3 protein-coding genes are annotated in these 7,108 nt (G+C 45.2%); all 3 read left to right on the top strand.

Features of this window, described 5'->3' with window-relative positions:
• On the top strand, window positions 1–3,450 hold a 3,450-nt coding region (locus L2717_RS10055), incomplete at its 5' end, for a type I secretion C-terminal target domain-containing protein (RefSeq protein ID WP_248938040.1).
• Between the two features lie 91 nt (window positions 3,451–3,541).
• Window positions 3,542–5,719 carry a type I secretion system permease/ATPase gene (locus tag L2717_RS10050; RefSeq protein ID WP_107884203.1) on the top strand — a complete coding sequence of 726 codons (2,178 nt, stop codon included), beginning with the start codon at window positions 3,542–3,544 and terminating at the stop codon, window positions 5,717–5,719.
• Entirely contained in the window at window positions 5,716–7,098 is a 1,383-nt protein-coding gene (locus tag L2717_RS10045; protein ID WP_076500678.1) for an HlyD family type I secretion periplasmic adaptor subunit, read from the top strand. Before L2717_RS10050 ends, L2717_RS10045 begins: the two co-directional genes overlap by 4 nt.
• Window positions 7,099–7,108 lie beyond the last annotated feature (10 nt).

The raw sequence follows: 7,108 nt of genomic DNA, 5'->3' as shown, positions 1-7,108 counted from the left end.
CTGGATACCACGTTCACCGCAACCGTTTCTGGTTCCGATGACGCCGGTAACCCATTTACTGCCGACACCGTTTCGACACACACCGTCGATGGCAGCGCTGATGCACCGACCGTATTAATTGTCGATGACGGTACCCCTGGTGACGGTCTGCTGACACAAGGCGAAATCAGCAGCAATGGTGCTGGCGTACAGTTAACCGTGAGCATCAATGCCGCGGACTTCAGTGCCGGCGGCCATGTGAACCTGACTATCGTCAATGGCACCGAGACCACCAATGTGGAACTGAAACTGGTGAATGGCGAGCTGCGGTTTGCCAATGGCACTCCAGCGAGCGGTTACAGTTACAACGCCACCACTGGTGTTATCAGCTGGACTGAAACCACCCCAGCTGAAGGTGGCAGCATCACGGTCACCGCGACCCAGACCGATGCAGCAAACAACACATCAGACCCAGGCTCTGATACGGCAACGGTCATTTATGCGAAAGACGATAGCTTTACCGAGAAAGAAGATCAGTTGGTAACTGGCAAACTTCTGACCAACGACCATCCAAGCAATACCAGCGTCGTCAGCTTTACCGTTATGCATAACGGTGTGCTAACAAGCTACAATGCTGGTCAAACAGTAGCCCTCTCCATAGGTAGCTTACTAATACAAGCCAATGGAGAGTTCACGTTTATACCTAATCAACATTGGTCAGGCGATGTATCCACTGTGACATACACGACTAATACGGGAGATACGGCAACACTCAATATTTCTGTGCAGCCAGTTGCAGACAAACCATTGGTTGACGTGATACTGACCGCTAATGGCACACCACTTTACAGCGGATTTATCAGCTCAGGGATTACAACTGAACAGTTCCGCAGTGGTGATTTCACTAAACAGCCATTTAGTACCGAAGCTAAGAAGACCGATACCACCAGCAGCCAAGATCAAGTGTTGGGTTCATCCAATAACGATCACCTTGTCAGCCAACAAGGTGGCGGTGATATGCTCTACGGGTACGGCGGCAATGACGTTCTGGTTGGTGGCGATCATATTCAAGGTGATTCACTCTATGGCGGAACTGGTAATGACATTCTGGTTGCAGGTTTAGGCCATGATGGCTTGTATGGTGGCACAGGAACTGATATTGCCGTGCTGATGGGCAATCGTGCAGATTACATCATCACCAACGGCAGTGGATATCATCCTCAAAACGATATCTGGTTTGATTTTACAACTAAAGAAAATGGCGCAGCCGTCGTTAAGGCGCTTCATGATATCGAGTACATTCAATTTGATGACGGCATTTATACACTTGACAAGAACACTGGTCAGCTCGTCATGGTTCAGCCAACCTATGTTGACTACCCAGTTGAAATCAATGCATCTCTAACTGATCGTGACGGCAGCGAATTGCTCGACTCCATTGAATTAAGTGGTTTGCCCGCTGGCACGCAAGTGTTCTACCAGGGAGTGCTACTCGGTGTAGCTGACAATGATGGCAAGCTACTGCTGGATTACAACGGCCCTAATGGCTGGAGTGGTGGCAATCTCTGGGCTGAAAATGCACTGGACGCTTCGCTGACTGGAGTCACAATTCGCGTTCCAGGAGCAACTGCAGGTCAGGTGGACTTGGTGGTAGAAGCGGTTGCCAGAGAAAAAGGGACCGATCTCACTAATTCAGCAACGGGTGAAGATACTATCCGCCTTGATTACTTCAAGGGCACTGAAGGTGAACCTGGAAACCAAGATGTCAATTTTGGTAGCGAGCACAATATTGTGGTTGGCGACTTAGATGGCAGCATTATTCTGCCAGGCCAAAACTACAATATCGCCTTTATGGTCGATAGTTCCGGTAGCATTAACGCTAATACGCTAGAGACGATGAAGTTGCAGTTGGCCCAGGTATTGGAAACCCTCATAGACAGTGCCGGTGGTCCACAAAGCGGCACAGTGAACATCTTCTTGGTTGATTTTGATACTCATGCTAAGGGCAGCATCAGTGTAGATCTTAGTGACCCCAATGCATTGAATATTCTTCAAGAAGCATTAGATGATATGAGCAGCGGCGGCGGCACCAACTATGAGGATGTATTCACTACCACGGCCAACTGGTTCGCCAATGGTGATGCCCAAAATAATAGTGGGGCTACTAATCTTGCCTTCTTTATCACTGACGGCAAACCGACCTACTATAATGCTAATGCGGGTGGTAACCCAAAGGTCTACGACACATGGTGGGACAATAATGATCGTAGCTTGTCACAAGTCATCGGCACTAGCTACGTATTCGGCCAAGTCTATACAGTTAACGGACGTGTGGTGATTGATGAAAATGGTAATGTGTTCAGCGTAGACGACTTCTACAGCGTGAGCCGGAGCCTTGTTGGAGCCATGCGACCCGATGCCCAAGGTAACTATCAGTACTATGCTTTATCTGGTAACGGTAAAGACACCGATACAGATGCAGTTACAAATTCCCAAGCTGGTTTTGCATTACTCTCGGGCCTTGGAGTCACAGTTCAAGCCATCGGCATGGGCTCAAACATCAATGAGGCTGACTTATTACCTTATGACACTGATGGTAATGTTCAAACGAATATAGATGCTGATGATCTAGCCGATGCCATTCTTGGTGACCAAGTTAACGCCATTCCAGGCTCAGATCGTTTTGATGGTGGTGCTGGCGACGATGTCATCTTTGGTGACGCGATACACTTTGCCGGTATTAGCGGTCAAGGTTACGCAGCCATTAAAGCCTACGTTGCCGATAAACTCGGTATTAACGAAGCCAGTGATGCGCAGGTACACAGGTATATCAGTGAACATACTGACGAGTTTGACCAATCTGGGACAAATGATAAAGCAGACATCCTATTTGGTGGTGCCGGTAACGACATTCTCTTTGGTCAAGGTGGTAATGATTATTTAGATGGAGGAGCAGGCAAAGATACTCTCTATGGCGGCACTGGCAACGATACCTTGATTGGCGGTGCTGGCAACGACACTCTGATTGGAGGTCTTGGTAATGACGGCCTGCGTGGTGATGGCGGCGCAGATACCTTCGTGTGGCGCTATGCTGATACCGATAATGGCACTGACCACATTGTGGATTTCAATGTGAATGAAGATAAACTCGACCTGAGTGATTTGCTCCAAGGAGAAACGGCTAATACATTAGATGAATATCTCAGCTTTAGATTAGATAATGGTTCTACCGTTATCGATATTGATGCAAATAAGGATGGCATAGCTGATCAACATATCGTGCTTGATGGGGTTGACCTCTATAGCCAATATGGAACGACTGATAATGCCGGAATTATTAATGGGTTACTTGGTACCAATGGTAATGGCCCACTCATTATTGATGCCGCGCCAGTGACACTAGATGCACCACAAGGAGTGACGTCACTGATAGACCCTTATAATAATACTAACGGCACTATCATTCCTTAAATAAAATCAATTCATATGGCCTATAGAAATATAGGCCATCATGACCGATACTTCCTATAACCGTATAAAAATCCAAAGGATAAGTCATTAGGTGTCTGCTGCAGCTTCTGAAAAAATAGACCAATGGGCCATTTCAGCCTCACAAAGAGTGTTAGTGGATCCTCTACTGGATTGTTTAGTATTACTCACTGAACATTTTGGTAATCCGTGCTCAAGCGATTCGCTTGCGGCAGGTTTACCTATGTCAGGCGCCGTATTAACGCCTGATTTAGTCCCCCAAGCCGCATCGAGAGCTGGCCTAGCGGCTAAGTTGTCTCGAAAAGGTTTAAATGAAATATCCCCTATATTGCTGCCTTGCATTTTATTATTAAAAGACAAGAAAGCCTGCATATTACGTGCGTTAGACGTCGAGTCAGATAAAGCCATTATTCAATTGCCAGAAACAGGTGGTGAAGAAACGCTAACGATTGAGTCACTCGAAGCCTTATATGTGGGATATTTATTCTTAGTCAAACAAGAATATCGTGGTGATATGGGTTTTGATGTTTACCTTCACGATAATAAAACCCACTGGTTAATCCAAACTCTAAAAGAGTCTGCACCAATTTATCGTGATGCATTAATCGCCTCTGTATTAGTGAATTTATTCGCTTTAGTTTCACCCTTATTTATTATGAACGTGTATGACAAAGTCGTACCCAATCTGGCCTTCGAATCCCTTTGGGTGTTAGCGATTGGGGCATCTATTGCTTATTTGTTCGACCTTATAATGCGTCAACTAAGAAGCTACCTTATAGATGTAGCTGGTAAAAAAGTCGATATTATTGTTTCTTCCCGCTTATTTGCTAAAGCGATTGGTATTCCACTTGAAAAGCGCTCACCCAGTATTGGTGGTATGGCAAAACAGTTAGGTGAGTTCGATAATATACGTGAGATTTTAACGTCTGCGACGATTACCACCTTAGTCGATCTCCCCTTTGCACTATTTTTCGTCATCATTATCTATATTGTTGCTGGAGATCTCGCCGTTGTACCCGTAATTGGTGGCATGATTATTATTACTTTTACCCTGTTTATTCAACCTAAGCTCAAAGCTGCCATTGAAGAAGGTAATAAATTCTCTAGCTTAAAACATGGCCATTTAATTGAAAGTTTATCTGCATTAGAGTCAATTAAGGCTAATGGCGCTGAAGGCATAGTACAAAAAAGCTGGCAACAAATGATTGGCCATAGTGCTAACTGGCAATTAAGGTCAAAAAAACTCTCTAACGCAGTATCGAATGTAGCTAACTTTACCGTGCAATTTACGGTTGTGTGCGTGGTGATTTTAGGTGTGTATCGCGTAGCGGATAATGCGATATCTATGGGCGGTATTATTGCTGCGGTCATGTTGTCGAGTCGAGCGATTTCCCCCATGGCACAACTTGCAGGATTAATGACAAGAGCGAACCATACCGCTAGTGCATTGCGCCAACTGAATGAAATCATGACTCAGGAGGATGAGTTTGAAAACAAAGGACACTTAGTCAGCAAGTTGAGGTTACTTGGTAAGATTAATGCTGATCATGTCGGATTTAGCTATCCTGGCTCCGAAAAACCCGTGTTACATCCTATGTCATTGACGATTAATCCAGGTGAACGTGTTGCGATTATCGGCCGTAATGGTTCAGGAAAAAGCACATTAGCAAAACTACTGGTTGGGCTATTCCAACCAACAAACGGCAGTTTGCGCTACGACGGTTTAGATTCGGCGCAAATCCACCCGAGTGATTTACGTCGTAACTTTGGCTATTTACCACAAGATGTCACCTTATTCCACGGCACAATTCGCGATAATATTCTATTTGGTACACGCCAAGTCACTGAACATCAGCTAATTCGTGCTGTGCAACTGTCTGGTGTCAGTCAATTCACCAATCTCGAAGCCGAAGGTTTAGATCAACAGGTTGGCGAAGGCGGCATGTCACTCAGTCGTGGACAAAGGCAAACCGTTGCCCTTGCACGTGCCACACTCAATGATCCTCCAGTACTACTGATGGATGAACCCACGGCTAGTTTAGATGCAAGAGCGGAACAACAGTTTATTCGCTCAATGCAAAATGTTAGTAAAGACAGAACCTTAATTCTTATCACCCATAAAATGCACCTATTACAGCTTGTTGACCGCATTATCGTACTCGAACGGGGTCATGTGGTTGCCGACGGACCCAAAGCTGAAGTGTTAGAAAAACTCAATTTTGGCCTTGTGAATGGTGAGGCTAAAAGATGAGTAAAAATTTAACAGCAAACGATTTAGACATGGTTGATGACGTCTATGGCGCCATGATGACCGATGCTCCTAGCGGTCACAGATTAATTATTTGGGCACTTGCTGCCATGGTGGTGTGCTTTTTACTCTGGGCTGGCTTTGCACAATTAGACAAGGTCACCACAGGGACAGGGAAAGTGATTCCTTCATCACAGGTTCAAGTCATTCAAAGCCTCGATGGCGGCATAATGCAAGAGCTCTACGTTCGAGAAGGAGAGATTGTGACTAAAGGACAACCTTTAGTCCGTATTGATGATACCCGTTTCCGCTCCGATTTTGCGCAGCAAGAACAAGAGGTTTTTGGCTTACAAACCAATGTGATTCGGATGCGTACCGAGCTTGACAGCATTCTAATATCTGACATGACTGCTGATTGGCGTGAACAAGTGCTTATCACAAAAAAAGCGCTTATATTTCCTGATAATATCATTGATGTTGAGCCAGCTTTAGTGAAAAGACAGCAGGAGGAATATAACGGACGCTTAGATAACTTAAGCAATCAACTTGAAATACTCGTGCGTCAAATTCAACAAAGACAGCAAGAAATTGATGATCTTGCGTCGAAAATCACAACCTTAACAACGAGTATGCAACTGATTTCCCGCGAACTTGAACTTACTCGTCCTTTAGCCAAAAAAGGAATTGTACCTGAAGTTGAACTGCTCAAACTCGAGCGGACAGTTAACGACCTACAAGGCGAACTCAATTCAATGCGTCTGCTTCGCCCTAAGGTCAAAGCGGCAATGGATGAAGCCATCCTCAAACGTCGCGAAGCCGTATTCATCTATGCTGCCGATCTACGTGCGCAGCTCAATGATACCCAGACTCGCCTCTCTAGGATGAATGAGGCGCAGGTAGGCGCACAAGATAAAGTCAGTAAAGCCATTATCACCTCTCCAGTTAATGGCACTATAAAAACTACACATATCAATACACTCGGTGGTGTGGTGCAGCCCGGCGTCGATATTATTGAGATAGTGCCGTCAGAAGATCAATTACTAATTGAAACCAAAATTTTGCCTAAAGATATTGCCTTCTTACATCCTGGCTTACCGGCCGTAGTTAAGATTACCGCCTATGACTTTACGCGTTATGGCGGCCTAAAAGGCACCGTTGAACATATCAGTGCAGATACATCTCAAGATGAGGAAGGTAATAGCTATTACCTCATCAGAGTTAGGACCGTAGAGTCCAGTTTAACCAAAAACGATGGCACACAGATGCCAATTATCCCGGGGATGTTGACTTCTGTCGACGTGATTACGGGGCAAAGATCTATACTTGAGTACATCTTAAATCCAATTTTAAGAGCAAAGGACACTGCGCTCAGAGAGCACTAAGCTTTTTATA

Source organism: Shewanella glacialipiscicola (assembly GCF_023283485.1).
In the GTDB taxonomy this organism is placed as follows: domain Bacteria; phylum Pseudomonadota; class Gammaproteobacteria; order Enterobacterales; family Shewanellaceae; genus Shewanella; species Shewanella glacialipiscicola.
The sequence above is the reverse complement of the archived record's forward strand: the minus strand, read 5'-3'. Positions and strand labels throughout refer to the sequence as shown.

Coding starts and splice junctions, on each gene's coding strand:
- L2717_RS10045 (WP_076500678.1), top strand. CDS start 5,716: ATGAGTAAAAATTTAACAGCAAACGATTTAGACATGGTTGATGACGTC.